Annotated in this window: 23 protein-coding genes; 9 read left to right on the top strand and 14 right to left on the bottom strand. The window is 42.9% G+C overall.

Annotation, left to right across the window (positions count from 1 at the left end; translation table 11 throughout):
* Positions 1–60: 60 nt before the first annotated feature.
* The 3 genes from BSR11_RS12400 to BSR11_RS12410 form a co-directional block, all read right to left on the bottom strand.
* Complete coding sequence (locus BSR11_RS12400; protein ID WP_083544976.1) at positions 61–1263, bottom strand: hypothetical protein; 1203 nt, start codon at positions 1261–1263, stop codon at positions 61–63.
* A gap of 3 nt (positions 1264–1266) precedes the next feature.
* Positions 1267–2826: a methyl-accepting chemotaxis protein gene (locus tag BSR11_RS12405; protein WP_072670666.1), complete on the bottom strand. Its 1560-nt coding sequence runs from the start codon at positions 2824–2826 to the stop codon at positions 1267–1269.
* A 167-nt stretch (positions 2827–2993) separates the two neighbouring features.
* Positions 2994–3620, bottom strand: coding sequence for an OmpA family protein (locus BSR11_RS12410; protein ID WP_004396643.1), 627 nt, complete (start codon positions 3618–3620; stop codon positions 2994–2996).
* Between the two features lie 152 nt (positions 3621–3772).
* On the opposite strand from BSR11_RS12410, the gene BSR11_RS12415 reads away from it, so the two are divergent.
* Positions 3773–4399 carry a thiol:disulfide interchange protein DsbA/DsbL gene (locus BSR11_RS12415; protein WP_072671197.1) on the top strand — a complete coding sequence of 209 codons (627 nt, stop codon included), beginning with the start codon at positions 3773–3775 and terminating at the stop codon, positions 4397–4399.
* A gap of 15 nt (positions 4400–4414) precedes the next feature.
* Positions 4415–4885, top strand: a complete 471-nt coding sequence (gene bamJ / locus BSR11_RS12420; protein ID WP_072670667.1) for a BamJ family beta-barrel-assembly machinery protein — start codon at positions 4415–4417, stop codon at positions 4883–4885.
* A gap of 106 nt (positions 4886–4991) precedes the next feature.
* Here bamJ and BSR11_RS12425 read toward each other — a convergent pair whose 3' ends face one another.
* Positions 4992–5612, bottom strand: a complete 621-nt coding sequence (locus BSR11_RS12425) for a beta-phosphoglucomutase family hydrolase (RefSeq protein ID WP_072670668.1) — start codon at positions 5610–5612, stop codon at positions 4992–4994.
* Positions 5613–5798: 186 nt separating this feature from the next.
* Here BSR11_RS12425 and BSR11_RS12430 point away from each other — a divergent pair, with 186 nt between their 5' ends.
* Positions 5799–6917: an acyl-CoA desaturase gene (locus BSR11_RS12430; protein WP_072670669.1), complete on the top strand. Its 1119-nt coding sequence runs from the start codon at positions 5799–5801 to the stop codon at positions 6915–6917.
* A 339-nt stretch (positions 6918–7256) separates the two neighbouring features.
* Positions 7257–8624 (top strand): anaerobic C4-dicarboxylate transporter DcuC, encoded by a 1368-nt coding sequence (gene dcuC, locus BSR11_RS12435; RefSeq protein ID WP_072670670.1) that lies wholly within the window; start codon positions 7257–7259, stop codon positions 8622–8624.
* 84 nt (positions 8625–8708) lie between these two features.
* Here the strand turns inward: dcuC and BSR11_RS12440 are convergent, their stop codons facing one another.
* Genes BSR11_RS12440 through BSR11_RS12450 form a run of 3 tightly spaced genes read right to left on the bottom strand, consistent with a single transcriptional unit; the run spans position 8709 to position 11495 of the window.
* Positions 8709–9491 carry an ABC transporter permease family protein gene (locus BSR11_RS12440; RefSeq protein WP_072670671.1) on the bottom strand — a complete coding sequence of 261 codons (783 nt, stop codon included), beginning with the start codon at positions 9489–9491 and terminating at the stop codon, positions 8709–8711.
* The gene (locus tag BSR11_RS12445; RefSeq protein WP_072670672.1) at positions 9491–10390 is read right to left on the bottom strand and encodes a metal ABC transporter solute-binding protein, Zn/Mn family; all 900 of its coding nucleotides are present in this window, start codon (positions 10388–10390) and stop codon (positions 9491–9493) included. Before BSR11_RS12445 ends, BSR11_RS12440 begins: the two co-directional genes overlap by 1 nt.
* Positions 10374–11495: a TonB-dependent receptor gene (locus tag BSR11_RS12450; protein ID WP_072671198.1), complete on the bottom strand. Its 1122-nt coding sequence runs from the start codon at positions 11493–11495 to the stop codon at positions 10374–10376. Before BSR11_RS12450 ends, BSR11_RS12445 begins: the two co-directional genes overlap by 17 nt.
* 153 nt (positions 11496–11648) lie before the next feature.
* On the opposite strand from BSR11_RS12450, the gene BSR11_RS12455 reads away from it, so the two are divergent.
* Together BSR11_RS12455 and BSR11_RS12460 are read left to right on the top strand one after the other, a co-directional pair.
* On the top strand, positions 11649–12932 hold the full coding sequence (locus BSR11_RS12455; protein WP_072670673.1) for a hypothetical protein: 1284 nt from the start codon (positions 11649–11651) through the stop codon (positions 12930–12932).
* Positions 12933–13298: 366 nt separating this feature from the next.
* On the top strand, positions 13299–14930 hold the full coding sequence (locus BSR11_RS12460; RefSeq protein ID WP_072670674.1) for a methyl-accepting chemotaxis protein: 1632 nt from the start codon (positions 13299–13301) through the stop codon (positions 14928–14930).
* 71 nt (positions 14931–15001) lie between these two features.
* On the opposite strand, the gene BSR11_RS12465 is transcribed toward BSR11_RS12460, so the two are convergent.
* The 3 genes from BSR11_RS12465 to BSR11_RS12475 form a co-directional block, all read right to left on the bottom strand.
* Positions 15002–16189, bottom strand: a complete 1188-nt coding sequence (locus BSR11_RS12465; RefSeq protein ID WP_072670675.1) for a trans-sulfuration enzyme family protein — start codon at positions 16187–16189, stop codon at positions 15002–15004.
* 13 nt (positions 16190–16202) lie between these two features.
* Positions 16203–17198 carry an isopenicillin N synthase family dioxygenase gene (locus BSR11_RS12470; RefSeq protein ID WP_072670676.1) on the bottom strand — a complete coding sequence of 332 codons (996 nt, stop codon included), beginning with the start codon at positions 17196–17198 and terminating at the stop codon, positions 16203–16205.
* Between the two features lie 452 nt (positions 17199–17650).
* Entirely contained in the window at positions 17651–18238 is a 588-nt protein-coding gene (locus BSR11_RS12475) for an RBBP9/YdeN family alpha/beta hydrolase (RefSeq protein ID WP_072670677.1), read from the bottom strand.
* 230 nt (positions 18239–18468) lie between these two features.
* Between BSR11_RS12475 and BSR11_RS12480 the strand changes: the two genes are divergently transcribed.
* The gene (locus tag BSR11_RS12480; protein WP_240004069.1) at positions 18469–19470 is read left to right on the top strand and encodes a sigma-54 interaction domain-containing protein; all 1002 of its coding nucleotides are present in this window, start codon (positions 18469–18471) and stop codon (positions 19468–19470) included.
* A gap of 165 nt (positions 19471–19635) precedes the next feature.
* Here BSR11_RS12480 and secF read toward each other — a convergent pair whose 3' ends face one another.
* The 4 genes from secF to BSR11_RS12500 all read right to left on the bottom strand — a co-directional run bounded on the left by secF (position 19636) and on the right by BSR11_RS12500 (position 23711).
* A complete protein-coding gene (gene secF, locus BSR11_RS12485; protein ID WP_072670679.1) occupies positions 19636–20538 on the bottom strand; it encodes a protein translocase subunit SecF in 903 nt (300 codons plus the stop codon).
* A gap of 2 nt (positions 20539–20540) precedes the next feature.
* Positions 20541–22373: a protein translocase subunit SecD gene (secD, locus tag BSR11_RS12490; protein ID WP_072670680.1), complete on the bottom strand. Its 1833-nt coding sequence runs from the start codon at positions 22371–22373 to the stop codon at positions 20541–20543.
* A 66-nt stretch (positions 22374–22439) separates the two neighbouring features.
* Positions 22440–22916: a hypothetical protein gene (locus BSR11_RS12495; RefSeq protein WP_072670681.1), complete on the bottom strand. Its 477-nt coding sequence runs from the start codon at positions 22914–22916 to the stop codon at positions 22440–22442.
* 126 nt (positions 22917–23042) lie between these two features.
* Positions 23043–23711, bottom strand: coding sequence for a hypothetical protein (locus BSR11_RS12500; protein WP_072670682.1), 669 nt, complete (start codon positions 23709–23711; stop codon positions 23043–23045).
* A 197-nt stretch (positions 23712–23908) separates the two neighbouring features.
* Here BSR11_RS12500 and BSR11_RS12505 point away from each other — a divergent pair, with 197 nt between their 5' ends.
* Both BSR11_RS12505 and glgC read left to right on the top strand, forming a co-directional pair.
* Entirely contained in the window at positions 23909–25306 is a 1398-nt protein-coding gene (locus BSR11_RS12505; RefSeq protein WP_072670683.1) for a sensor domain-containing diguanylate cyclase, read from the top strand.
* Between the two features lie 394 nt (positions 25307–25700).
* Complete coding sequence (glgC, locus tag BSR11_RS12510; protein WP_072670684.1) at positions 25701–26915, top strand: glucose-1-phosphate adenylyltransferase; 1215 nt, start codon at positions 25701–25703, stop codon at positions 26913–26915.
* Positions 26916–26925 lie beyond the last annotated feature (10 nt).

The following is a 26925-nucleotide window of genomic DNA, read 5'->3' on the forward strand; positions in this document are numbered from 1 at the left end:
TTAACCGAAAGCTGATAAACAAAATCCCGCCCTGGCGGGATTTTGTTATTTAAAGATGAATTATAAACAGCCCGTTTTATTCCATCGACATACTGGAGGCTCAGCATTGGCTAAACAATCATTACTGCGACAGATCGCCGCTCCGAGTGGCCAATCAGCGTCTTTCTTTACTGGTGCATCATTGGGTACGCCTAATGCTTGCAGGTATTTGGGTAGATAAGCGACACGAAAACACGACGTTTCTGCTTTATGGCAAGCACCGTTATTGATACAACACTGCTGCTCATCATTCGTTTGACGATGCTTAAACGCGCCCGTTAAATACCATTCGGTTTGCCCACCTTGTTCGGTTGGGATTTTTCGATATTGCGCTTGTTGCTGATACTGATAGTTATAAGGATCTAAAATACCACCTGACTGGGTCAATTTCAGCGTCTCTTGACACGCTGATAACTGCCAGTTTTTTTGACGACTGCCTATACCATGTTGGCAACTTTCAGCAACCCCCAGTACTTTCGCCGCCTCATCTTGCCCCAAGCCTAAAAATGAGTAGCTGTATATGGGTAACTCTTGATTTCCAACGTTGACACGACGTAATGCATCATTAGGTTCGCAATCGGGGCATGGGAAAGTAATCTGGCTGGAAGCTCCGCCCATTTCTACAATACCAAATTGCGTATTTTGCACTTCATCATGTACCGCTAACCAAGCGTATAATCCCTCTTCATAGCCAGAAAGAGTTTTTGTTACCACTTCAACCGAATCTGGTAATTGCTGGCGTAACGCTTGATTCAACGTTTGCCACATTTGTTGACTTTGTTGTGGATTATTTTGCTCAGCAATACGCATACCTGCCGTGGCATACACCATCACCGACTGCAGTTCACAGGCTGTTTGCCAGTTAAAGGCTTGCCATGCTGGTTTACCCTTCTTATTGCGCGGTCCTTCTGTCTTTATCTGTTGTAATGTATCAGCCAACTGAGTGACCACTAATGGAATATCCTGCGCTGTTTTCCCTCTATTCTGGCGAATAGGATCAGCTAAAGCTTCCATCTTAGGACCTTGATGAACCTTCCATTGGTCTGAACGCTGTTCATAGACATACATTCGCGTACCGCTACTGCCCGCATCATAAATAATATGACATGGGTTCTTTTCATGCGCGAAGACGCTCGTTGCTGACAACAACGAAATAAGTAAACTGCTGCCGACTATCATGCGCTTAGACAGTAACGTCATACTTGGTTTTCTACTTTGATACATGGTTTATTTCTCTTCAAACCGTTTCGCAAGTTGATGAAAGTCATCCACTTTGTGGTTCATTTCAATGCTATATTCTTCAACTTTATGGGTTGCAGCAAGGTTTTGAGTGGCGGCAGAGGCAATCGAGTGAATATGTTGATTAACCTGATGAGTGATATCACGTTGTGATTGTGCTGCTTTCGCCATGTCAGCTACCGTATCGTGCATTTCTAGTAATAAGCTTTCAACTTGTTGTAAACGAGAAGCACTTTGCTCAGCCACCTCACCACAAGCCTGAGTTTGCTGCTGACTTTGATGAATTTCTTTTTGCCATCCATCAATCGCTTGCAACATCGCATTAATACTCGATTGGATCTGCTCGGTGGCTTTTTGCGTTCGTCCCGATAATGCACGGACTTCATCAGCAACGACCGCAAATCCACGTCCTTGCTCACCCGCTCGCGCTGCTTCAATCGCCGCATTCAACGCTAACAGATTGGTTTGATCAGCAATTCCGCCGATTTCTCCCATCAATTGACTCACTCGCTGAGCTTGATCGCTCAAAGCATAAGTGGTTTGAGTCGCTCTTTCTGCTTGCTCGTTGAGTTGCAATAAATTTTTCTGGGTCAGATCAATGCTCTGTTTGCTCTGAGTGCACTCTACGCGAGCTTGATCAATCAATGCATAGGAAACTTGAGTATTGTCAGAAACGGCATTCGCAGCCGCTTCAACCTCATCGGTAGCCTGCATTACTCGACGAATGTCTTTTTCCTGCTGAGTTAATGCTTGTGCTACTTCGGTACTGGTTTTATGTAAGGTATTGGCCATAACTTGTAGTGGTTTCGCCGAATCCATCATCCGACCTAATACCGTTCGAATCCGAGCCGATGCCATTTTTAAATGATAATCAGCAATAGAAAACTGATGATTACCTGAATAAATCAATCGACTAATGCTGTCGTATTGTTGGCGCAGCTGAGCGAGCTGACGCGGTGTATCAATCAGCTCTTGGCGGAAAAATAATCCTAGAGAGATAACTGGGAGCACACTTGCCAAAAGCTGACTGCTCTGATCTCCCCACAAAGAGGCGGCAATCGGTGCACTCAATGAACCAAGTAATATCGCATAACGAACGGAATCCGCTATTGTCAGTGAAAATTTCCGGCCAGAGCGTTCAGCTCGACGCAGCCCTTGATAGGCTTTGTTGGCAATATCAACCCAACGGCGTTCAGGCTTGACTCGCACTGATTGATAGCCGGATATTTTTCCGTTTTCATAAATAGGCGTTACATACGCATCCACCCAGTAGTAGCCATTATCTTTGGTTTTATTTTTGACTATTCCACGCCAAGCATGGCCCTGTTTGAGACGCTTCCACATATCAGCAAATGCGGCTTTAGGCATATCATCATGGCGTACAATATTGTGATTTTGCCCTAATAACTCTTGTTCGGTAAATCCGGCAATGCGACAAAAGGTTTCATTACAATAGGTGATCACACCTTTTAAATCGGTGGTTGAAACCAGTTGATCGTGTTGGCTAACGGGAACTTCTTTTGTTGAGGAAAACTGACGGCCTGACATAATTTCGTAACCTATGATTGGTTTTGTGGCGACTGTATACACAAAATAGAGAAATGTTTCAAAGTATTGTCTCATTTTAGTTGCATAAGCGTGAAAACTATCAATCTACGCTTAAATGAGCCGTAAAAACTATTCAGTCAGTCACATTTAACCACATCGCTCATTACTTACTGACTATCCATAATCATCAACAATTCAACACGACGATTACAAGCGCGGCCTTGAGACGTTTGATTGGTGCAAGCAGGTGTATGCTCACCATAACCACGGGTATAAATTGCGGCTAGTGATACTTGTTGTTCTAACAAAATATTCTTCACTGTGTCAGCTCGACGCATCGACAAGCCATCGTTAAATCGCTCGGTACCGGTATTATCGGTATGCCCTTCAATGACAATGTCAATCTGTGGTGTATTAGCCAAATAGCGTCCCAGTTGGGCGAGCCATTGTACTGATGCACTTGGCACCACCGCCGATCCGGTTTGAAACTGCACTGCACGTTTGAGTTTGACCATCGTATGATCGCCAGGGATAAGTTCATAATCTAAGCCATTGGCGGATAAGAAACTTTCTAAACTACTATCGGAGAGGGTTTTCATCGGTTGATGCGTAGCAGGCATAGACTCGGTTTTTGCGGCCATAAGTGAAGCAGGAGCCAAACGCCAATCGGGATAACGGACCTCAGCATCATTTTTCGGTGCTGTGTCTAATAAATTGCTTTTGAACATTTTATCGGTGGCCAGAGATCCACACCCCGATAAAAACAGTAGCAGCGATAATATGAAGACTTTCATCCGTTAGGTTCCCATTTTTTAGTATCACCTTGGTTATCGGCCGCCAGCGCAAAACTTTATGATGTATTGCTAACAATTTGCTCTTCTGCTGTTTGCCTCACAAACAGAACTGGTTAGACTGAACCCTCTTTATGATTTTAATTTGGTTGATTATGAAAAAAAATCTTATTCGCTTTTGTGGACTGATCATTAGCGTAGTGTTAATTCTTGGTTGTAGCGAGTCAACAGGCCCGAAACAAGGTGTTCATTACCAGAAATTATCTAAACCACTGAGCTCCCCTTCTCTTGCGCCGATCACAGAAGTGTTTGCACTCACTTGTACTCACTGCCGAACCATGGAAACCTTTATACCTGAGCTTGAGCAACTCACTGGACAACGTTTCGGCAAACTGCATGTTACTTTTAATCAAGGTGCTCAATTAGGTGCGATGATTTATTACAGTGCAGTGATGCAGTTGGATGGCATCCCTGATCACGATATGATGGATGAGCTATTTGCTACCGTACAAATGTCTGAAGGCACTACTCCAGCAGAGCGTAAGGCCGCCATTGATCATGCCTTTCATAGCCGACATATCATTAGCCCTTATGATTTTAATGAAATGCAGCAACAACAGCTAATGACAATGCTCGCTGATGTCGAACAGATGTCAGCACAGGCGCAAATCAATGCGGTCCCAACTTTCATCGTCAACGGTAAATACCTGCTACTGACTAGTGGTCATAGTGACCTAGCCAATATGGCAGAAACGCTGACTTATCTACTTAAACAACCGTAATAAAGTATCTGTATCATGAATAAAATATTGATTGTTCTCGTTATATTATTAGCCGTGTTTTTTATCTATCGAAGCTGGAATAACAGTAAGATAGCGGAACAAAATCATGCGGTAGGAGAACGCTTTTTACAAGAAAACCGCCAACAACATGACGTCATTGAAACTGAAAGTGGCCTACAGTACCAACTCTTAAATGCGGGTACTGGCGAAACTCATCCTAGCCCAACCAGCCGAGTAAAAGTGCATTATGAAGGCCGTTTTCTTGATGGCAGCGTCTTTGATAGCTCCATGCAACGCAATGAGCCAATTGTGTTTGGCTTAAATCAAGTCATCAAAGGCTGGCAAGAAGGTGTACAGTTAATGGTGGAAGGACAAAAAATGCGCTTTTTTATTCCTAGTCATTTGGCTTACGGCAAAAATGGGGCGGGTCCCATTCCTCCTGCAGCAACGTTGATTTTTGATATTGAACTGATTGAAATCCAATAATACGGCTTAGTCAGGCATCACCGATAACAAGAGTCATTATGAATAAAACTCATCATAATGACTCTCATCTAGCTGTATCTAACAGACTGATTACCCCTTTCCCATCTTAAGCGGTTACCGTTAATACTCGATTAACTGGATGGAAAACTAATCCCGCAGCGGTCACTAATACACAATCCATCCCGCCGGCATGCGCCGCTTGCATACCAAGTTCAGTATCTTCAAATACCACGCACTGTTTAGGTGTTAACTCAAGCAGCTGGCAAGCACGTAAAAATGTTTCAGGATGAGGTTTATGATGTTCCACATCCGTTGCCGTGACTAAAGCATCAAGTTTATCGAGCACCTTAACCTGAGCTAATAAGTTTTCCGCTGATCCTCTCTGACTGCCTGTGCCTATCGCGATTTTCTTTTTACCTAGCTGAGCACAAAAAATGTCATAGGTCGCAGCAATTAAACCTCCCTTATCGGCCAATTGTGCAAAGGTATGCATTTTATGGTCAGCGACCTGCTGAGCATCCAGATCTAAGTCGAACCGTCGATTGATCTCACTGACAATCTTAAAACTCGGCATTCCTCCCATACTGTGAAGCCACTGACCATCAAACGGAAAATTAAAGTGGTCCGCAGTTGCTTGCCAAGCTTGAAGATGCGCTGGCATCGTATCGATCAAAGTACCATCCATATCAAAAATCAGCCCATCATATTGGCTTAAGTTGAGTGTCATTTATCCCTCCAAGAGATCAGCAATGGTCATTTACGCTACTTGAAATACGGTAAGACAGCAAGTGAATGGTTAATCAGCGATTGAGTCCGTCGGTGTTGTTCGGATCACACTTTGTAGCAAAACCCTTTTGACTTACAAGTGTACGCTGATATTCTGGTGCACAGTTGTACGCTAAAAGGCATTGTTATGGATACTAAACCACCATTGATCTGGCTTAATGTCATGATTTTTTCACTCAGCTTCGCACTCGCTGCTCTCGTAGCTCCTTGGTATGGCTGGCAATTTGGTTATGGCTGGGAACATCTTTTCTGGTTACTCGCTTGCTTTTCATTTTGTAACCTATCCATTACCGTCGGCTACCATCGTCTGTGGTCACATAAAGCTTTCGAAGCTCATTGGTTAGTGCGCTTACTGTGTGCGTTAGGCGGTGCATTTGCCTTACAAAATAGCGCTCTACACTGGTCATCGGATCATCGAGTTCACCACAAGTTTGTCGATCAAAACGATAAAGACCCCTATTCCGCCAAACGGGGCTTTTGGTATTCGCACATCGGCTGGATGCTGCGCCACTATAATCAGGCTACGTACGCTGACTACACCAATTGTCGCGATCTCCAGAAAGATAAAATTGTTATGTGGCAACACAAATACTATCTACCACTGGCAGTCACGATGAATATAGGTGTACCGTTACTGCTCGGTTGGTGGTATCAAGATATCATCGGTATGGTACTGGTTATCGGCGCGGTCAGATTAGTGCTCAATCATCACACCACTTTTTTTATCAATTCACTGGCCCATATTTGGGGCAAACAGCCCTATACCGATAAAAATACCGCACGTGATAACGGAATTTTGGCTTTCTTTACCTTTGGTGAGGGCTACCATAATTATCACCATATTTTTGAAAATGATTATCGAAATGGTATTCAATGGTGGCACTATGATCCGACCAAATGGTTAATTAAAGCCTGCTCATGGTTAGGTTTAGCGAAAAAATTACGTGTTGCACCAGCAATAAAAATAGAAAAAGCACGAGCTGAAATGCGCTTGAAATACGCTCAAGCAAAGCTTTGTCACCAGCATCAACGAATTTTTATCCACCTCCAACAAGAGTTTGATAGCTTTGTTGAAGTTCTTCACGATTATTACGATCTGAAAAAACAGCTTTTAGAAAGTAAAGCTAATTCAGCGATTCAAAATTACGAGCGGTCACTACTTAAAACTCGCTATCAACAAGTGAAAATTCGCTTACAAGAGCAAAAGCAGCGTTGGTATCAGTTAACGAAGCAGTATGCTTATTAAGTGATTCGTTATCCCCTTTGACTGATGCTATTAGTAGCCGCATGAAGATAATGATTGCATCTTCATGCGGTGAAGATCTTTCTTATTGTTATATAGATTACAACGAGAAATATATGTCAGATCCATCACCAACAACTATCAATTTAACACCCAAACAACCAATAAAAATCAATGTAATAAAATAGTTAGACACTTTTTATCCTATTAATATTTTCATTTGTTTTAGATCATACTAGTAGCAAGTTAAGCTCGTGCTATTGCCAAGTTTTCAGTAAATTCTCCAGTTACAAAAAGCCATAATTTGTTACATGGGTGAAGCCCATTTTACTGGAGAAGACTATGCTTGAGCTGCTGATTGGCGCAATCGTCACCATTGCGGTTGGTTATTTTATTGTTAAGGGTTATAAACCTGCTGGGGTACTACTGACCGCCGGAATAGCCTTATTATTAATGACTGGGATATTAGGCTACGCTGTTTTACCCACATCAATCACACCAACCGGTAACTTGATTACCGATTCAATGGAATATGTGAAGTTCACCCTGCAAAATCGCGGTGGCGGTTTAGGTATGCAAATCATGTTATTGTGCGGTTTTGCCGCTTATATGACCCATATCGGGGCAAATAACGTGGTGGTTAAACAGTTTTCTAAGCCACTTTCGATTATCCGCTCACCTTATGTCTTACTGGTTGCGGCTTACATTGTCGCTTGCTTAATGTCCCTTGCGGTAAGCTCTGCAACAGGGCTGGGTGTGCTACTGATGGCAACCCTCTTCCCCATGATGACGGCGATGGGTATTTCTCGCCCTGCTGCAGTGGCGGTGTGCGCTTCTCCAGCCGCCATTATTTTATCGCCGACTTCTGGTGATGTGGTGATCGCGGCGGAAAAATCTGGGTTGGCTTTGCATGTCTTTGCCGTGGAAACCGTTCTTCCTGTTTCTATCAGCGCGATCATCGTGATGGCAATCGCTACCTTCTTCTGGAATAAATACCTTGATAAGCGAGACAATACTCCAATGGAGCGCGTAGACGTTTCTGCCATTGAAGTGAAAGCGCCAGCCTATTACGCGATTTTGCCATTCTTACCGATTATTGGTGTTTTCCTATTTAATGGTGAAACTATCCCCGGCTTATCCTTGGACATTTACACTATTGTTGTCGTATCGATTTTTGCTGGTGCGGTGATTGATTTCATCACCAAACGCTTTGATGGTAAGAAAACCCTCGAAGATCTGGAATCTTGCTATGAAGGTATGGCAGAAGCATTTAAAGGCGTGGTCATGCTATTGGTTGCAGCAGGGGTTTTTGCTCAAGGACTGATGTCGATTGGTGCGATTGACAACCTACTTGGATTAGCCGAAACCGCTGGCGCTGGTGGTTTAGCACTGATGCTAATTTTAACCATTTTAACCATGGCTGCAGCTATCGCCACAGGCTCGGGTAACGCTCCGTTTTATGCGTTTGTGGAACTTGCCCCAGCGTTAGCCGCGAAAATGGGCGTTAACCCAGCGTTTTTAATTATTCCGATGTTACAAGCTTCAAATTTAGGCCGAACCGTTTCTCCAGTATCAGGGGTCGTAGTTGCCACCGCGGGTATGGCGCATATCAGTCCCTTTGAGGTGGTTAAACGTACTTCTGTTCCGGTGTTGGCAGGTCTTATTACTGTTATTATCGGCACTATGGTATTGGTACCAATGATGGCTTAGGGGCAGGGTCACTGCTGCATTTCATTAACAGATTTAAAAATAAGGCGCATTACTGCGCCTTATTTTTAAATTATCGTTTTTGAGTTATGGGTTAAAAGCTGAATCTTGTTGACACAAGGCTCTTGCTTGAGCACCAAATACCATCACTACCGCGCACCACATCATCGCAAATACCACCGCAGGACCAATCGGCCAATCCCAATAAAGAGAAGCCGCAAAGCCAGCTATCATCGCTATATAGCCTATCGCTAAACCGACAGCGGTTTTACGTTGCCAAGGTACATAGCATACCGCTAAAGCCGGTATGATAAGTGACGCAAACTCTAGATATACGCCTAAGTTAATCACGAGCGGCGGGATGGCAAAAGCGAATAGAAAATAAAACGCTTTACCTTGTAGCCAAGCGAAGCGATAACGCACAACGATTAACATCGCGAGAGCAATAACCAATACGGGAATAACGTCTTGCCATTGAGCCCACAATAAGCGACCGTTTAATAAACTCTCTATACTTTCTTTACCATGCGGCTGCTGAGCAACCAATAACATTGCTGCACAAGCGGCTAACACATAAAACAGGCCAATGAAGGCTTCCAAGTGAGTTTTGATTCGCCCCTCAAAAAAGCACAATAACCCTGCCATATTGAAAGTAACAACACTAGCCGCTAGCATTTTCCACCATAAGGAGCTGCTGTACTGCGGCCACCATAACTCCATCGCTAACATACCGACCGCCGCCATTTGCGCCATCGCTAGGTCAATAAATATCACCCCTCGCTCTAGCACCTGCCTACCTAGAATCCAGTTGATCCATAAAGAGATAAAGCCAATTAACAATGGGGCTAACATCCATCCGTAAGCACTCATTATTGCTCCTTAACTAGGCTCAATAAGCGCTCAATAGAATCATCAACTAGCGCGATCAATGAGGCCGTATTCGGCTGTCCTCCAACACTTTGCGCTAATTCCACTACCGGCACATTAGTACGCGATGCTAACCAGTAAGCCGCGTCTTTAGGCTGGTGAGAAGCATAGACAATACCAGATAAACTCGACCAATCTTGCTGTGCCAAGCGATTTAAATGACCCGCCGTTGGTGGGATACCGGGTTTAGGCTCTAAATCCGCAACTTGCTCCATGCCTAACCAATCAAATAAGTAGGCAAAGGTAGTATGATAACCTGCTACTTCTCGCCCATTGAGTGGAGCGGCTCGCTCTTGCCACTCTTGCATTTTTTTATGCCATTGCCAGCGAAAACGTGCGCCATTGGCTTTAAACTTCGGAGCATCATCGGGGGCTAGCAATGCCAGACGATCACTCAATGCTCGTGACACAGCAATCATATCACCAATCGCAAACTGAACGTGGGGATTACCATGCGCATGAACATCGCCCATGGAGCGATCAACATGATCATGCTCATCCAGTAAACGCACATAATCACTGACCCAAAACAAACCAGGCTGACCATGTTGTACTTGACGATTACGGCTCTGCCTCTGCAGCTCAGGCAGCCAACCAATTTCCAGCTCAGCTCCAGAGCAAACCACCAAATCGGCATTGCGCATACGCGCAATGAGCGAAGGGCGAGCTTGTACATAATGAGGATCTTGCAATGCCGTAGTGGCTGAAAAAACTTGTGCCTGCGGCGCATGGGCATGGACTAAGTCAGCCCAATCGGGCTGACAAACAAACACATTTAAGCTGGCCATCGCTGGCATACTGACACAAGCGACTAGACTCAATAATTTAAAACGCATGAGCATGGTGCGCTCCAAAAGACATGACATACTGTAAGCTAAAGAGGGTTTGATCGCCCTGAGTGTGATTTTCACGGGTAATTTGTCCACGTACCCGACCAAAATGAGAAGCATGCCAATCTAATGCGAGATCCCACTCTTTCAAATCATCACGACTGAATTCACCATGGAAATGATCATCATGAGCATGGACATCTCCACTCACGGTGCGCATTTCTCCATAACGGGTACTGACTGTCCAAGTCGGATTAAATTGATAAGCCACTTCTGCGTACCAACCATTAGCACTTTGTTTTGCGCCCGGAGCTGTCGCCATTTGTGTATCAAAGCGATTGTCCAAATACCAAAACTCGGTTGTCGCTCTCACATTACGTTGACGATAATTGCCTTCCGGTGCCCATTTCCACGTGAAATCCGTACCGTACAAATTACGACCCGTTAATGAGGGCCCATGCGAATGACCGGCATGATCGTGATCATGGTCATGATCGTGGCTGTGATCGTGTGCACCTGAAAACTGACGACCATTACCGTTATACAGTGAACTGATTCCCAAACGCCAACTGTGTTCAAGCCCAATATCGGCCCCCACTTGGAGATTAGCCGTGTACACACCCACCGTCGCGGGCTTATCATAACCAGCATCTAATGGCTTACCACCTAACGCTTCGACGCTGGCTTGCAGATAAAAATCGGTTGGTAATAACCAAGTCATTTGCACACCATCATCAAAATAATGGCCGCCAAGTAAGGCGCGATACACTGCCGGACGCTCAACAAAGGCGTCTTCATGCATGTGCTTACTGTTTAAGTAGCCGACATTGGATAACAGACGTCCTGCTTTAAGCTTTAAGCCAAACGGTAAACTCATGGTTTCTATCCAGGCCTCTTCCAGCTCTAACTCGGTTTTAGAACCATGGCTATCTAATACCGCCACCAATTGACCTTTAAAGTTATGATCGATGTTACTGCTTAACATCAGCTCAGAATGACCAAGGCCAAATCCCTTGTCACGACTTCCCCAATGGCGATTGTCGCTCTGATAAGCACCATCTAAAACAACACCAATATCGACTTGTGGTGATGCTAAGCTTTGTCCAATAAAACCCATTACACCAAACCCAATCACCGCTACGACTGATTTATTCACCAAGTTTCTCCTATAAATGTACACAATGATTATTGATTACCTATTGATGGCAATGAATGTTATGTTATAACATATCAACAATCAACTACTACTATGGTACTTAAGGAAAAATCCATGTTGTCTCTATCTCATCGTCAAGCCCCTCGGCTGGCTGCACTGTCACTCAGCGTATTATTGCTATTAGGTTGTCAAGAAGGTGAAAATAACGCCACCAGTAACGAAGACTCCGATCATCATCACTCGATTATTACTTCTCGGCTGCTGATTTCAGAACACAATAGCCAAACACTACACCTGTTTGATAGCCAAGCTTGGCGTCAGCGCACCCAATTTACTTTGCAACAAACACCCTCAGGGCTGAAAACCAGTCCGAAGGGACGATACGCTCTAGCTCTGCAACGAAATTTTGATCAAGTCGAAGTGATTGATAGTGGTATTGTCGCCGAACAACATGGCGATCATTATCATTTGCACAATCATAGTCCGAGATTATTGTCTGATCGCTATCAGGGAGTAAAGCCAACTCACTATGACGCCACACAAGATCAAGTCGCACTGTTTTTTGATGGGGATAGCACAAGTAGTGCCAACGCGCAATTTCGCGTGTTAGATGAGCAATCGATAGGTCAAGTCTCTACTGTCGCCTCTCACTCCTTTGATCATGCTCAACATGGCACTGCTCAATTGCTGGGTGATTTCGCTTTTACTGGGATTAAAGATCAAAGCACCACTAGCTTGCCGGATAAGGTGATTGCTTTGCAAAGGCATAATGATCATTTTCATCAACTTCATAGCTTCCCCGCTCAAAACTGCCCCGCTTTACATGGCAGCGCGCAAACGACAAATTCCGTAGCGTTTGCGTGTTTAGAGCACGTTCTGATCATCAATGTACAGGGGGAAACGATAACTTCACAAACCATCAACAACCCAACATTTGACAACGGCACTCGCTTTGGTACGTTATTCGGCTATCCAGCCAGTAATGCGCTGCTTGCGGTGGCGAATAACCAGCAATTCTTTACTTTGAAAAATGGTCATTTTCAGGAAATCAACTGGAAAACTGAGCAAACACAACGCACCCTCGCCTATTTAACCACTGAGGATCACTTATTCATTATCACCCCACAAGGAAAACTGATTGCGTACCGAGCGGCGGATGATTTCGCTCAACAATTCAGCTTATCGCTCTGGGACAATGTACCAACATTAGCTGAAGGTCAACGGATCCAAATGGCTTTTGATCCGAGAAATCAACAGTTATTCATCACCAATCCGGCAGATCAAACGGTGCTGCAACTCAGCGTGACTGAGCCACGGATTGTACAGCGTCATCAATTAGGCTTTATCCCTCAGTTTATTACTTGGTTAGGCACCACTGAGCACGAGCATCATCACTAAACCTGCCTTTGCAGCCCATCGTTTCGCTGGGCTGCAATAAAGCCATTCACTCCATCAATCGTTCAACATTTGACCTCGATAGACATTTAAATGTGATTGGTATCATATTTTTTTGGCTTAATCGTCCACTTGATGCTAGAATCCGCGCCAATTAGGTAGTCAGATAATTCTTACACACTGACTATTGCTAGGGATAACTTACCCACAGTACTTGAAGTGGCTCGCTATATAGCAAGTAAATGTATGCTTGATACACAAAGAGAAGCTTTGTGGTGAAAAGAATGCAATACCGCTATCTTCCAGCAGCAGGGTATATCATCATACGGATGTGACCGATTAGTTTTTACCGCGAGGTCACCCACTACCATGTCGTTTTTAAAAAATTTAGCCATTCGTAAAAAAATTGCGCTAGCGTTTAGTATTATTGCTGCCGTCAATATTGTTTTTGGTGCTTATCTTTACCGCTCTCTCAATACGATTCAGCACGATGTACTTAACCTAACCGACGATACCTTACCATCAATGATGATGGTCAATACCATTAAGTACAATATGTCATCGGTACGTCGAGCACAAATTGGTCTACTTTCCTCTGATGACAGCCATGAAATCGCCGAAGATATCCGCTGGATGGATGATCACTATCGTGCTATTGATGCCGATTTAGCTCGTTATGAAAGCAGCATTTGGACCGATTATGAGCGCTCGATTTTTATGCCTGTCAAAAACTTATGGCAAGAGTACTTGCGTGCTTTAAGTTCTTTTAATAACGATATTTTGAGTAATAACATTACTGAAGCTCAGCGTGATTTACAAAATGCCTATCCAACTTTTGAGCGTCTAGAACTGGCGGTGGATGAGTTACTAAAACTTAATCTTTCCTATGTCGATAATAACCGCACTGAATTAACAGATTTAATTGATACTATTAGTCAATTCTCTATTTCCAGTATTGTTGCCCTACTTGGCTTTATGGTCTTTATGACTTGGTTACTGGCGAATTTAATCTGTCGTCCTTTACAACAAGTGGTTACTCAAGCCAACGCGATTGCTGATGGTAACTTAGGCCATCAAATGGATCGCCAACAAATTGGTCAAGATGAGCTTGGTGAACTGGCTGACGCTTGCACCACCATGCAAAATAATTTACGTGTGATGGTCGAAGAAATCGTTGCCGGCGCAACACAATTAACTCAAGCGGTTGATGAAGTCAGCGCGGTATCGGAGCAAACTTCGCAAGGTATGCGAGAGCAGCAAGAAGAAGTGATGCAAATTGCGACCGCAATGACAGAAATGAAATCCACCGTGGCAGAAGTGGCACGCAGTACCGAAGTGGCTTCAGATTCTGCCCGTAATAGTAACCAACAAGCCATCACTGGCGCACAGCAAATGAATGTGGTGGCCAACTCGATTATTCAGGTAACACAAGAGATCTCGCAAGCCGAGCAACGCGTGCTGGAGCTCGAAGATCAAGCGCAACAAATTAATATGGTCGTCGATGTGATCAGCAATATTGCTGACCAAACCAATTTGCTTGCTCTCAATGCCGCAATTGAAGCCGCGCGAGCTGGTGAACAAGGTCGTGGCTTTGCCGTGGTTGCCGATGAAGTGCGAGCCCTTGCAGGCAAAACGCAGCAATCAACGGGTGATATTGTGGCTATTATCCAGAACTTACAAAGTTGCGCAGCAAAAGCACGCCAAGCAACAGCACAAAGTAGCGAGTTAATGGGCCAATGTGTCAATCAAAGTCATCAGACTCAAGAAGCGATTGAACAAATCAGCACCCAAAGTGCGCAAATTGCCGATATGACGATTCAAATTGCGAGCGCTTGTGGTGAGCAAGATTCCGTCAGTGAAGAACTAAGCCGCAACATTGAACGGATTAATGAGTCAGCGAAACAAGTCGCGCAAGGTTCATCAAGTGCAGCTCAAGCCTGCGTTGAACTTAGTCAACTCGCCGCTCAATTACAAAGCACGGTCAATCGCTTTCGCGTATAAAGCGATGGTTTGATAACCTGTACTTAATATTGAATACAGAAAATGGCGAGCTGTTATGCTCGCCATTTTTATTATAAAACAGACACAAATGCCCCCTTAACTTTATCATGAGCCAACGCTATCGCTTGGCTTAGATCAGCAATGAGATCATCAGGATGCTCAACACCGATACTTAAACGGATCAGTTTATCGGTTATCCCATATTTCTCCCTCTGCTCTTTATCTAAGCCAGCATGAGTTGTCGTCGCAGGATGACAAGCTAAACTTTCCAAATCACCCAAACTTACCGATTGCTTGAATAGCACCAGACTATCTAGGCATTTTCTTACCGCATTAAGATCGGATTTTAATTCAAAACTGACCATCGCTCCCCATGCTGGCGGATTTTTATCATCACGACTTTCGGTTTCTAATCCAGGGAAATAGACTCTTGCTATCAGAGGATGCTTTGCTAAAAACTCCGCGACTTTAAATGCTCCATTTTGGTGCAGTTCCATTCTCAAAGATAAAGTCCTTAAACCTCGATGTAATAAGTAGGCTTCTTGAGGACCAAGGCATGATCCAAGTTGCTTATTGGATATTCCACGGATGAGATTTAAATAATGGTCGCTCCCTGAAATCACGCCAGCAATAATATCTCCATGACCACTTAAATACTTGGTGGCACTGTGTATAACAATATCAATACCCAATTCTATCGGCTTGAGTACAGCAGGAGATAAAAAAGTATTATCACAGACTGTAATCGCACCTATATTTCTAGCTGTACTAACAACTGAATGAATATCATTAACTCTGACGGTTGGGTTAGAGATAGATTCAAAAAATATGACTCGAGTATTGGGATTTGCTCGCAGAGTTAAATCCGATACATCAGCGTAATGAACAACTTTTATGCCCATTCGAACCAGTAAGTTATCACATAAACTTTGTGTTCCTCCATAAATAGGATCGACAATCGCTAATTCATCGCCGGTATCTAATAAAGAGAGTAATACACTACTGATTGCTGACATACCACTCGAAACGGCTAAAGATTGTTCAGCCCCCTCCATATTCGCTAATTGAGTTTCTAACATACTAATGGTTGGATTACGCATTCGACTATAAACATAACCATTTTCTTCGCCTGAAAAAATCTTTTTACCATTTTCAAAATTATGGTATTCAAATGCACTACTTTGATAAATGGGTATAGTTAATGAGCCAAATTGATCTTCTATTACACCACTGTGTAGTAATTGTGTTTTATTATTCATATTTATCTACTTTTTAGTTTTTAACGATAGTTTTATAATATTTATTAGCCACTTCAGGATGAGATCTTAAACGTCCTTTTAATACATTATCTCCCACTTGATAGAATAGTGGATTATTGGGGTCTGAAGTTGGGCCCAAAGCTTGATTTTTTAACTTTTCTGGTAGTAATAATTTAGGAACCCGACTCTCTAATCTAGGGCCCATAAAATAAGCAATAGAGAACCGCTCCTGTCCATGATTAGGGCTTACTACACGATGTTCAGTTGCCTTTAAATAGCCATCTGAAGCAAGCTCGAGTAATTCACCAATATTCACAATTAAGGTGTCTTTTTTCGGTGGAACCGCGAGCCATTTATCATTAATTAATACTTCGAGACCACTAACCTTATCTTGGAGAAGTAACGTTAAATAACCTGGGTCTTTGTGTGCTCCTACGCCTTGACGTGAAGAGCTCTGTGCCGAATCAACATAAGGATAGCGGATCAACTTTAGATGTTGATATGGATTACCCATTATCGAGTGATTAAATACATCAGGATCTTGTTCTAACGCCAAAGCAAAGGCTGATAACAACTCTTGAGCAATAAAAGACAGATCATTCATAAAGTCTAAAATAAGCTCACGCATATGAGGAATACTTGCTGGCCATTGATTAGGACCATAAATATTCATCCATAGCGGTGAGTCTTCTAATTGCCTTGCTGGTTCTTCATTCATGACATCAAACTGTTCACGTATATCTATGCTCCCTTTAGTTTTTTCCTCTCCAATACCAGAAAAACCTCTGAAATGTGGGGAGTTAATCATGGAAACTTTATTTTTCTCTTCTGAAGATAAAGTGAAAAAATCAGTGGCTATATGATGAATATGATTGATTTTTTCATTATTAATACCAAAATCTGATAGATAAAAAAAACCAACCTCTCTTGCAACTCGGCTAAGTGAATAAATAAATTGGTCTCTATTGGAGTAAAGTTCAGCTAAAGATAGCGTTGGTAATTCATGCATTGTTATTTTCTCCGTAGTTTATATTCTATTTTAATAAAACCATTATCACGAAACGTTATCACTAGTGAGTAAAAACGTAGGTGTTTAATAAATCACAAAATTAAGATTTAATAGGCCCTTACCATAAAAAGTGATATACCCAAACAACTTGGAGTTGCAGGTAGACGGCAAGTGAGTGACAAATTTGTCTGGAACAAATTTGAACAGCCGTAGGCTGGCCTTTGGTGAGAGCCACGGATGGCTCTCATAATCCCCATGAGCATAGATAGACTATGTGATTGGGGCGAACGAACGTAGCCAACACCCCTGCAGCTTCAAGTAGGAAGGGTATATTTAAATTTAGGCCAAGTTAAATGTTCTATTAATAGCTAATCTAGTCGTTTTTAAGCATGGATATTGATATCTATTATTTCTCCATAAAATTAAATCTAATTGCTAATTTTAAATAAATATTATTTAAATGAATTAACATTTCGTTGGACTTGTAATTGAATATCATCAATAAGTGCTTTTACTTCCGGCCATGGTCCATGTCCTGACTCAATATTAATATGACCAACATAACCCGCATCGTAAGTCAGTAAGCCCAAATCAGAAGCTAAACAGCAAGCATGGTCATAGTTCATCCAAGGATCATTTCTACTTACTACCATGGTCCCCAAAACACCAAGGGCGCGAATTGTTAACGTTTCAACAATCGAACGTTCGTTCGGAAAATCAGCCCTATGACCATAAGAAGTGAATCGATACGGCGAAGCCGGTGCAACAAATAAGACACCACTCACTTTTGATTGTAACTGTTTTCGAACGATAGCATCTAAAGCGGCTAAGCAACCGAAGCTATGAGCAATGATGATAATGGGTAGCGTTTGCTGCTCTAGATACTGTTGGATCTGTGCTGACCATTGACTAAGAATCGGTTTATGGTGATCAATCTCCTTTATCCTCTCCGTGTTAGGGTATTGAGTCTGAAGCCATGTTTGCCAATGCCCATTAGGGCTGCCTTTATAACCTGGAATCACCAAAATTTTATCTATCATACTCAATCCCTAATCAATATAGATGAATGTAACCTATTGATTGCACAAGTCATGCCAAATCAGCGAATTTTATAAATTAGTTAAATATCAATGTAATCAACTGAAAATTAATGGTTTTCACATCTCTATTTCACTAAAAAATTCCATATAACTTTTTATTACTATATGGAATAAAAACTCATTTCTAAATAACAATAAACCCTTTAAATTTAACAGGTATTCCTCGAAAAATGAGTATGAAAAAAATGGTTATTGGCGAAAATCACGGTCTAAAACAAACAATGCAGCAAGTACAATTGGTTTCATTGACTGATTCTACAGCTCTTATCCTTGGGGAGACCGGATCTGGAAAAGAAGTGATTGCCCGTTATATCCATAATCACTCACAGCGATTTCAAAACGACTTTATCCGAGTAAACTGTGGTGCTATCCCTTCGGAACTGATTGATTCAGAATTATTTGGGCATGAAAAAGGCAGCTTTACTGGTGCAATCTCTCAAAAAAAAGGATGGTTTGAACGCGCCGATGGCGGTACGTTATTTTTAGATGAAATAGGTGAATTAAGTTTAGCGGCTCAAGTGCGCTTATTACGAGTATTACAAGAAGGCTCATTTACTCGGGTTGGAGGGGAAAGAGAAATCAGCGTTAACGTTCGTATTATTGCTGCTACACATCGAAATTTAGAACTCTCTGTCCAGCAAGGATTATTTAGAGAGGACTTATGGTTTCGTATTAATATTTTTCCAATTCATCTACCAGCATTGCGCCAACGCTTTGGTGACATGCAACAACTCACCGAGCATTTTGCTCACAAAGCGTCCAATCGTCTAGGTTTACCCCTTTGTTTACCAAGTGATGAACAGATAGATTACTTAAAACGCTACCATTGGCCAGGTAATGTCAGGGAATTACAAGCCATTATCGAAAGAGCGGCGATTTTAGGACAGGGAAAATATCTTGCCATTGAGCAATCGTTAATCTTACAACCTGACTCTTTGCAAGAGCCCACCACATCTCCACTAAACAGTGAAAGTCATGCAGAAGTCTCATCATTCCTTAGTTTAGAGAAGGTGATATATGACCATATTTGCAATGCGTTACGTCATTGCCACGGAAGAATAGAAGGTCCTTTTGGAGCCGCTAAACTACTCGCTATTAATCCAAATACTCTACGTTCAAAAATGCGTAAATTAAATATATCTCGTCATGCTTGCCATCATTACCGTTCCTAAAATCTATACCCAAACCATTTGGAGTTGTAATGAGTGAGCGCCAATGAACATAGCGTGTCTATGTTCATTGTAGGATCGAACGTAGCCAACACCTTTTCAGCTTCACGTAGGAAGGGGATAAACCGTATAAAAAACCCCTTGAGGTTATCAAGGGGGTTCCGATATTTAAGGCGCCATATCAACTTCAACCGGCAGATAATGCTTGGACTCTAAATGTAACCATTCAGGGAGTACGGTACCGATGGAAATGGATGACCACGTGCCAGAAATAATCCCGATAAACATGGCAATAGCAAAGCCTTGTAATGGTTCGCCACCCATTAACCAAAGAGCAGACACTGTCATTAATGAGGTACCTGAAGTCACCATCGTGCGAGAAAAAGTTGCAATCACCGCTTGATCATTGATCTCTGCCAGCGGTGCTTTGGGTTTAGCAACCAGCAGTTCACGAATCCGATCGGAAATAATGATCGAGTCATTCAGTGAGTATCCTAAGATTGCTAAAGTGGCGGCAAAAACGGTTAAGTTGAACTCCATTTGCGTCACCGCAAAAAAACCGAGTACTAAGATCACATCATGCAATAGCGCTAATAAAGCACCACTCGCCAACCGCCATTCAAAACGAAACGAAAGGTAGCCCAATATACATAAGATACAAATCAATAATGCTAAGCCACCTTGATCGATCAATTCCTCACCAACTTGTGAGCCGACCATGCTATTACTCACCACTTCAATCTGAGATGAAATAGTACTCAGTAACGTCTCTATTTCTGGAGCACTTTGTTGCTCTTCTACTAACGGGTAGCGAATGACCCAACGCCCTTCCTCACCAGACTGAATCACACTGGTAGAATCCCCCAGCTCCGGCTTGAGAGTATTTAAGACTTGATCATGGGTTAATGATTTATCCACTCTGACTTCGGTTACCATACCGCCAGTGAAATCTAGCCCCATATTAAGACCACGAATCGCAAAAGCCGCTAATGCTAACAGGGTTAAAGCAATCGAAACGATATTGGTAATGTGACGAATACGTCGAATATGTTGTTTTAGATAAGTCACCATCGTTATATCCTCACATCTCGGCGACTATCACGTCCCCAAATCAAATTAATTAATGCCCGTGATGCAAATACACCGGTAAACATACTGGTGATCAACCCTAATCCCAGCGTTAATGCAAAACCTTGAATCGGTCCATTACCAATCGAATACAAAACAATCGCAGTAATCATCGTAGTCACGTTGGCATCCAAAATGGTGCTAAACGCACTGCTAAAACCTTTATCAATCGCTTGAGCAAAACTACGCCCTTCATTTAACTTATCGCGAATTCGCTCAAAGATAAGTACATTGGTATCCACCGCCATACCGACCGTCAACACTAAACCAGCAATCCCCGGTAAGGTTAATACCGCTCCCGGCAATAACGCAATTAAACCAAATAAACACACCATGTTGATCAACAAAGCAGCGTTCGCTACCCAACCTAAACGGCGATACCATAACGCCATAAAGGTTAACGTTAATGCCATCCCTAGCGCCAAGGCTGCAAAACCATTTTCAATATTTTCAGCACCGAGCGATGCACCGATGGTTCTTTCTTCGACGATTGTCACTGGAGCAGTGAGTGATCCGGCTCTTAACAACAATGCCAGTTGTTGAGCATCTTGATTCGAACCTGCGCCGGTAATTCTAAACTGGCTCCCCAATTGCGATTGAATCGTCGCCACACTGATCACGCGTTCGCTGCGTTCCGTCTCTCCATTAGCATTGGTTTTGTACTCTCGATACACGGTCGCCATGGGTTTGCCAATATGCTTGGCCGAGAAGTCACTCATTAGCTTACCACCCGCATGGTCAAGCGAAATATTGACTTCAGAAAGACCCATTTTATCCATACCCGCGCGAGCATTAACGATATGATCCCCTGTGAGTACTGGACGTTTATGCAAAATGACTAACTGACCATTATTGTCTTTCAGTTGTAAATCATCACGGCCAGCTATACCGCTGGTATTAACTTCATAAAACGCCAAGCTTGCTGTCGCACCAATGACGTTTTTCGCTTGCGCAGGGTCTTGTACCCCAGGTAGCTCAATACGAATACTATGCTCACCCTGACGCTGAACTAAAGCTTCGGTAATGCCAAGTTCCTCAATACGATCACGCATGATTTTCAAGTTTTGCTGGATGGTCGCTGATTGAAAATCCAACTTGTTTTGTTTACTCGGTTGTACAGTCAGCTGATCGGAAGATTGCTTGACCTCCCATCCTTGATAATTTTCTTTGACAAACTGACTGATTTTATTGAGTGGGGCTCGTGAGTTGACGGTGACTAAAAAGCCATCATTACCTTCATGCTCAATTCTCACACCGCGAATGTGTTGATTCACGAGCATGTCTTTTATTTCATCAGTAATGCCATCTCGTTGCTCTTGAAACGCCTTATCCACGTCAACATTTAATAGAAATTGCACCCCACCCCGTAAATCTAGGCCAAACTTGATCGGAGTAAATCCCATCTGCGTGAACCAAGAGGGTGCGACCGAAACATAAGAGAAAGTTAAACTTTCTCCTTCTTGCACGAAATTATCTAATAACTTGCGTGCTTGGCTTTGCTCGGTTTCAGTTTTAAAAACCAGCGTCGTGTGGTTATTTTCTTGACGGATTTCTTGGGCAGCAATTCCTTGCTTTTGCAATAATTGATTAACCGTTACCACATTATTTAAAGGGCTGTCTTTTTGATTAGACTCAATTTGAATTGATGGTTGTTCACCATACCAAGTAGGAATGGCACTTAAACCGAGTAAGATAACGGTTATAACCAATACCACGTATTTCCATGTCGCATAGCGATTCATAATACGCGCTGGCGTTTTAGCGGTTTTTCTCTGCATAACTCTCTCCTCGGGCATAGCCGAGTTAAAAAACTAAAATTGTGACATTGTCACGTAAAAGTGAGATTAAGCAGAAAGGAAATGGCTATTTAGTGCCACGTACATGGCGTTGGTCTCTTTCCAACCGGAAAGACGATGTGAGGCATGAAAATGCTGATAAGGAATGGACGTCCAAGTTTGAGCGGCATAGCGATCCGCATCGATAGAACGAGGCAGAGCGTCATTTCCTTCAAGATGAGGAAAATCAAAGCCATTATCGAGAGGTAAGTTAATCTCGGTGAGCTGCAAGCGAGGCGGATTAAGAATCGCTTGAACTATACTTTTCGCCAACGTGTCGCTGGTTGGCACCGAGTCAACATCGATCGGACTCTCTTGAGAATCAAACTCAAATGGATTTTGTACGCCATGTGAAGCCGCATTCCAAACAGAATGGTTGAGAGTAATGCTTGAATTAGCGTAATTTTCCGAGCACGCCAACGCTTGCGAAGGTAATAACAACGCAAGAAAAGCTAACCAGAAAAAATACGTTATACGTTCGAGCATGATCAATTCATTCTTAATAGGACAGCTCAGTGTAGAACTGAGTAGAGTGTGACTCAAGTAAAATTTTCGTCAAATATAACTAATGCGTTTATCGCTAATCGTAAGCTATGGCTAATATCTTAATCATTATTGATAAAAAATGGCCCCAGTTTGTGCATTAAGATAAATTTTATTTGCTTGGTTTAAACCACCACAATAGACAAAATAAACGTCCTCAGACTGATAACGAACGGAGCGAACCCAACCTCCTAACTCTTTAAAATCACCCGGAACACAAGTTTTATCACTCAGTAGCTGATCCGTGGTTTGAATAAACATGGTTTTAAACACCTCTAAATCATCTGAATTCATAATATAGCTCAGTACGGTTTCACGCCGTTCCTCTGGGGTGATCACAGGCGGATCAACCACCAGCCCATCCAATGGGATCCACTCCGCCACTTCAGGTCCCCCTTCTTCATAGACGTAAAAAGGCGTTAGTCTTCCCCACCCCTCTTGTTTTTCATACAAAAATACCGGCTCACCACGATAAAGTAACCGATGAACAAACCCATCTTTATCCGGCTTCTCGCGCACACCAAGGGTGGGCTCATTGACGTAGTAGTCCATGATATCTGGCATGACAAAAGCAGGAGCACTTGGTTCGTATTCTTGAGACATCGGTGCCTCAGGCGTCAAACGTTGATTTAGAGCCTCTAGCCGTTCTTGTTCTGGCTTGTAATAAAATAGGTAATAGCCAGCGCCCGCACACGCTAAACCAAAAATGAGAAGCAGCAGCATGAGTACTTTCTTCATAATCGTTAACTCCTCATTCTCTCTTTTACTGGAAGGTTTTCTTGTTGGCCAATACTCAGTTTACATTGTAAATTTTCATTTTTCCTGATTACCGTATATGCACCAATGTTGAGCGAGCGCACGAACTGAACATATTGGAAGTAATCTCTCGCTTTAAAGGTCTATAATCACCGCTTAATAATCATTATAAGTTAATCATGTCATCGTCACAGGCTAAAAATCTCGCTCAGTTTTTTATGGTATGGTGCATTCTCGGATGTGTGCCTTTTCTCTATTTCGCGCACGAGCTTGCAAAACTCGAACGTCACTCTGTACCGACTAACACAGAATCAACCATCGCCGTCGATACCTCACAATTTACGGCTTTAAATCACAATGGAGAAACGGTTCTTCATTTGTCGTCCTCCTCAGACGATGACGCTAATGATCCCATTGCCCATTTATCGCAGCAATCACCGGAACTCTGGCGATCGATTCAACAACAAGATCAAGGCTTGTTTATTTATCAAGGCCGTCAATATCATTTTATGCAACTCTCGCTACCCAAGACTGAGCGAGAAGGGGCAAGCTTAATAATTTTCAACAGTCATGACCCACAGACCCTAGAGCAACAACGCACCGCGAAACGTCACGATCTACTCGTGCAAGCTACCAGTATTTTTCTACTGCTGGGTATCGTGGCTGGAAGCGGCGTGGTTTGGAATATCACTCACCAAAAAAATAGCCTTGAGAGCCAATTAGCCTTGGCTGCGATGAATGGAATGTCTGCCATTGTGATTACTGATAAGCAAAACCGGATCATTAAGGTTAATCACGAATTTACCCGTTTAAGCGGCTACCAGTTAGAAGAAGTTCAAGGTAAACAACCCTCTATATTTGCCTCCGGTAAACACAATCAGCAATTTTATGTCGATATGTGGAGATCGTTACAAAAAGAAGGCATTTGGGAAGGTGAAGTCATCAATAAGCGTAAAGATGGCTCACAACTAACAGAAATTCTCCGAATTCAAACCATTTTGGATGATCGAGGCATTATTCAATATTATGTCGCTTCATTTGTCGATATTACTCAATATAAATCGCTGGAAAATAAGCTGCGTGAACAAAGTGAGAAAGATGCCTTAACGGGGATCTGGAATCGACGTAAATTTGACCAACAAATTCACCTCGAATGCCATCGAGTTAAACGTTACCCAGAATATGAACACTCTTGTCTCGCCATTTTAGACATTGATCACTTTAAACGAATTAATGATCAATTTGGCCATAGTCATGGCGATTATATTATTCAGTCCGTCGCTGAAACGCTGCGTGATGGTCTACGCGAATCAGATTTTTTAGCGAGAATTGGTGGCGAAGAATTTGCGATAATTTTACCCCATACCCCCATCGAGGAAGCGCAAGCGGTTATTGAGCGATTACGCATCAAAGTTTATCAACTTCATGCTAAGCGTGTTTCGATTAGCGCAGGACTCACTGACATTATCGGTTCGGAACAAGAAGCTTACCAGCGAGCAGATAAAGCGTTGTATGAATCAAAAGCCACGGGCCGCAATCAGGTTTCCGTATTACTGAGTCGTGAAATGGCAAGATAAGTGATGAAATTCAATCGACCATTCACCTCACCAGCAATGTGCACTTGCACAAATCTGGTGCAAAAGATAAGCATCACTCATCGTGTCTCTCTATTGTTCTAAAATAATAACGATGCTTTTTCTTACTCTTTCAGTCGATATTTCAACTCTATAATGCAGTAGAAACACCGTAAGTATGTCATGAGGTTTTCTCTGCCATAGCGTTGCACCATCGTAGACTAACCTTGAATAAGCGCCAACGATGGCTAATCATTCATGGCGCATTTCAAAATATCAGCACCAGTACAGCCATATTAAGGGCGAGGATAATATGATAAGCGCTTCACCATTTTGGCCCAATATTTGTACTATTCTGTATAAAATTATCCATTGCACAATAATAGGGAGATAAAAGATGCAAGATACCTTAACCGTCGTTTTAGCTGGAGGAATGGGTTCACGCTTATCTCCCCTAACCGATGATAGAGCAAAACCCGCCGTTCCGTTTGGCGGTAAATATCGTATTATCGATTTTACCCTCACTAATTGCTTACATTCAGGTCTACGGCGTATTCTGGTACTCACACAATATAAATCACACTCCTTACAAAAGCATTTGCGCGATGGTTGGTCAATTTTCAATCCAGAACTGGGAGAGTTTATTACGGTCGTCCCACCTCAAATGCGCAAAGGAGGTAAATGGTACGAAGGCACTGCTGATGCGCTGTTTCATAATATGTGGCTGCTATCGCGCAGCGATGCAAAGTATGTTGTCGTGCTTTCCGGCGATCATATTTATCGCATGGATTATGCGGCAATGCTGGAAGAACATATTGAAAATAAAGCAGAACTGACCATTGCCTGTATGGAAGTGGCTCGCAAAGATGCCTCAGCATTTGGTGTTATGGCGATTGATGAAGCGCAACGAATTTGCTCTTTTGTTGAAAAACCAAACGACCCACCTGCTCTGCCGAATAATCCTGATCGCAGCTTGGCGTCGATGGGCATCTATATTTTTACCATGGACACACTAAGGCAAGCATTATTCGAGGACGCGGAGCTTGAGCATTCAAGCCACGACTTTGGTAAAGATATTATCCCCAAACTTATCCCATCGGGCCGAGTATTTGCTTATCAATTTGCTAATGAAAAAGGACGTGTCGCTAAAGATTCTTACTGGCGAGATGTTGGCACACTTGACTCGTTTTATGAAGCCAATATGGATTTGCTAGAACCCGTCCCGCCGATGAATCTTTATCAAAAAAATTGGGCGATTCGCACCTATGAACCGCAACTACCACCAGCACGCACCGTCTCGTCAGCCACCGGAAACGAAGGCATTTTTATTAACTCGATCATTGCCAATGGTGTGATTAATTCCGGAGGCTCAGTACAACACTCCATCGTCTCATCCAGCGTTAGGATCAATGATGGAGCAACGATAGTCGACAGTATTTTATTTGATGATGTCGAAGTCGGCGAAGGCTGCCAGTTAGTCGGATGCATTATCGATAAACACGTCAAGATTCCACCTTATACCAAAATTGGTGTCGATCGCGCTGCTGATTTACAACGCTTTACGTTATCGGAAAAAGGCATTGTTGTCGTGCCGGAAAGTTACCAGTTTTAAACAACCTCGG

The sequence above is a fragment of the Vibrio injensis genome (genome assembly GCF_001895205.1).
Lineage (GTDB): Bacteria > Pseudomonadota > Gammaproteobacteria > Enterobacterales > Vibrionaceae > Vibrio > Vibrio injensis.

What these genes read in the sequence shown, in the direction of transcription:
- BSR11_RS12400 (WP_083544976.1), bottom strand. Translation starts at nt 1,263, where the DNA reads ATGTATCAAAGTAGAAAACCAAGTATGACGTTACTGTCTAAGCGCATG.
- BSR11_RS12405 (WP_072670666.1), bottom strand. Translation starts at nt 2,826, where the DNA reads ATGTCAGGCCGTCAGTTTTCCTCAACAAAAGAAGTTCCCGTTAGCCAA.
- BSR11_RS12410 (WP_004396643.1), bottom strand. Translation starts at nt 3,620, where the DNA reads ATGAAAGTCTTCATATTATCGCTGCTACTGTTTTTATCGGGGTGTGGA.
- BSR11_RS12415 (WP_072671197.1), top strand. Translation starts at nt 3,773, where the DNA reads ATGAAAAAAAATCTTATTCGCTTTTGTGGACTGATCATTAGCGTAGTG.
- bamJ (WP_072670667.1), top strand. Translation starts at nt 4,415, where the DNA reads ATGAATAAAATATTGATTGTTCTCGTTATATTATTAGCCGTGTTTTTT.
- BSR11_RS12425 (WP_072670668.1), bottom strand. Translation starts at nt 5,612, where the DNA reads ATGACACTCAACTTAAGCCAATATGATGGGCTGATTTTTGATATGGAT.
- BSR11_RS12430 (WP_072670669.1), top strand. Translation starts at nt 5,799, where the DNA reads ATGGATACTAAACCACCATTGATCTGGCTTAATGTCATGATTTTTTCA.
- dcuC (WP_072670670.1), top strand. Translation starts at nt 7,257, where the DNA reads ATGCTTGAGCTGCTGATTGGCGCAATCGTCACCATTGCGGTTGGTTAT.
- BSR11_RS12440 (WP_072670671.1), bottom strand. Translation starts at nt 9,491, where the DNA reads ATGAGTGCTTACGGATGGATGTTAGCCCCATTGTTAATTGGCTTTATC.
- BSR11_RS12445 (WP_072670672.1), bottom strand. Translation starts at nt 10,390, where the DNA reads ATGCTCATGCGTTTTAAATTATTGAGTCTAGTCGCTTGTGTCAGTATG.
- BSR11_RS12450 (WP_072671198.1), bottom strand. Translation starts at nt 11,495, where the DNA reads ATGGGTTTTATTGGACAAAGCTTAGCATCACCACAAGTCGATATTGGT.
- BSR11_RS12455 (WP_072670673.1), top strand. Translation starts at nt 11,649, where the DNA reads ATGTTGTCTCTATCTCATCGTCAAGCCCCTCGGCTGGCTGCACTGTCA.
- BSR11_RS12460 (WP_072670674.1), top strand. Translation starts at nt 13,299, where the DNA reads ATGTCGTTTTTAAAAAATTTAGCCATTCGTAAAAAAATTGCGCTAGCG.
- BSR11_RS12465 (WP_072670675.1), bottom strand. Translation starts at nt 16,189, where the DNA reads ATGAATAATAAAACACAATTACTACACAGTGGTGTAATAGAAGATCAA.
- BSR11_RS12470 (WP_072670676.1), bottom strand. Translation starts at nt 17,198, where the DNA reads ATGCATGAATTACCAACGCTATCTTTAGCTGAACTTTACTCCAATAGA.
- BSR11_RS12475 (WP_072670677.1), bottom strand. Translation starts at nt 18,238, where the DNA reads ATGATAGATAAAATTTTGGTGATTCCAGGTTATAAAGGCAGCCCTAAT.
- BSR11_RS12480 (WP_240004069.1), top strand. Translation starts at nt 18,469, where the DNA reads ATGAGTATGAAAAAAATGGTTATTGGCGAAAATCACGGTCTAAAACAA.
- secF (WP_072670679.1), bottom strand. Translation starts at nt 20,538, where the DNA reads ATGGTGACTTATCTAAAACAACATATTCGACGTATTCGTCACATTACC.
- secD (WP_072670680.1), bottom strand. Translation starts at nt 22,373, where the DNA reads ATGCAGAGAAAAACCGCTAAAACGCCAGCGCGTATTATGAATCGCTAT.
- BSR11_RS12495 (WP_072670681.1), bottom strand. Translation starts at nt 22,916, where the DNA reads ATGCTCGAACGTATAACGTATTTTTTCTGGTTAGCTTTTCTTGCGTTG.
- BSR11_RS12500 (WP_072670682.1), bottom strand. Translation starts at nt 23,711, where the DNA reads ATGAAGAAAGTACTCATGCTGCTGCTTCTCATTTTTGGTTTAGCGTGT.
- BSR11_RS12505 (WP_072670683.1), top strand. Translation starts at nt 23,909, where the DNA reads ATGTCATCGTCACAGGCTAAAAATCTCGCTCAGTTTTTTATGGTATGG.
- glgC (WP_072670684.1), top strand. Translation starts at nt 25,701, where the DNA reads ATGCAAGATACCTTAACCGTCGTTTTAGCTGGAGGAATGGGTTCACGC.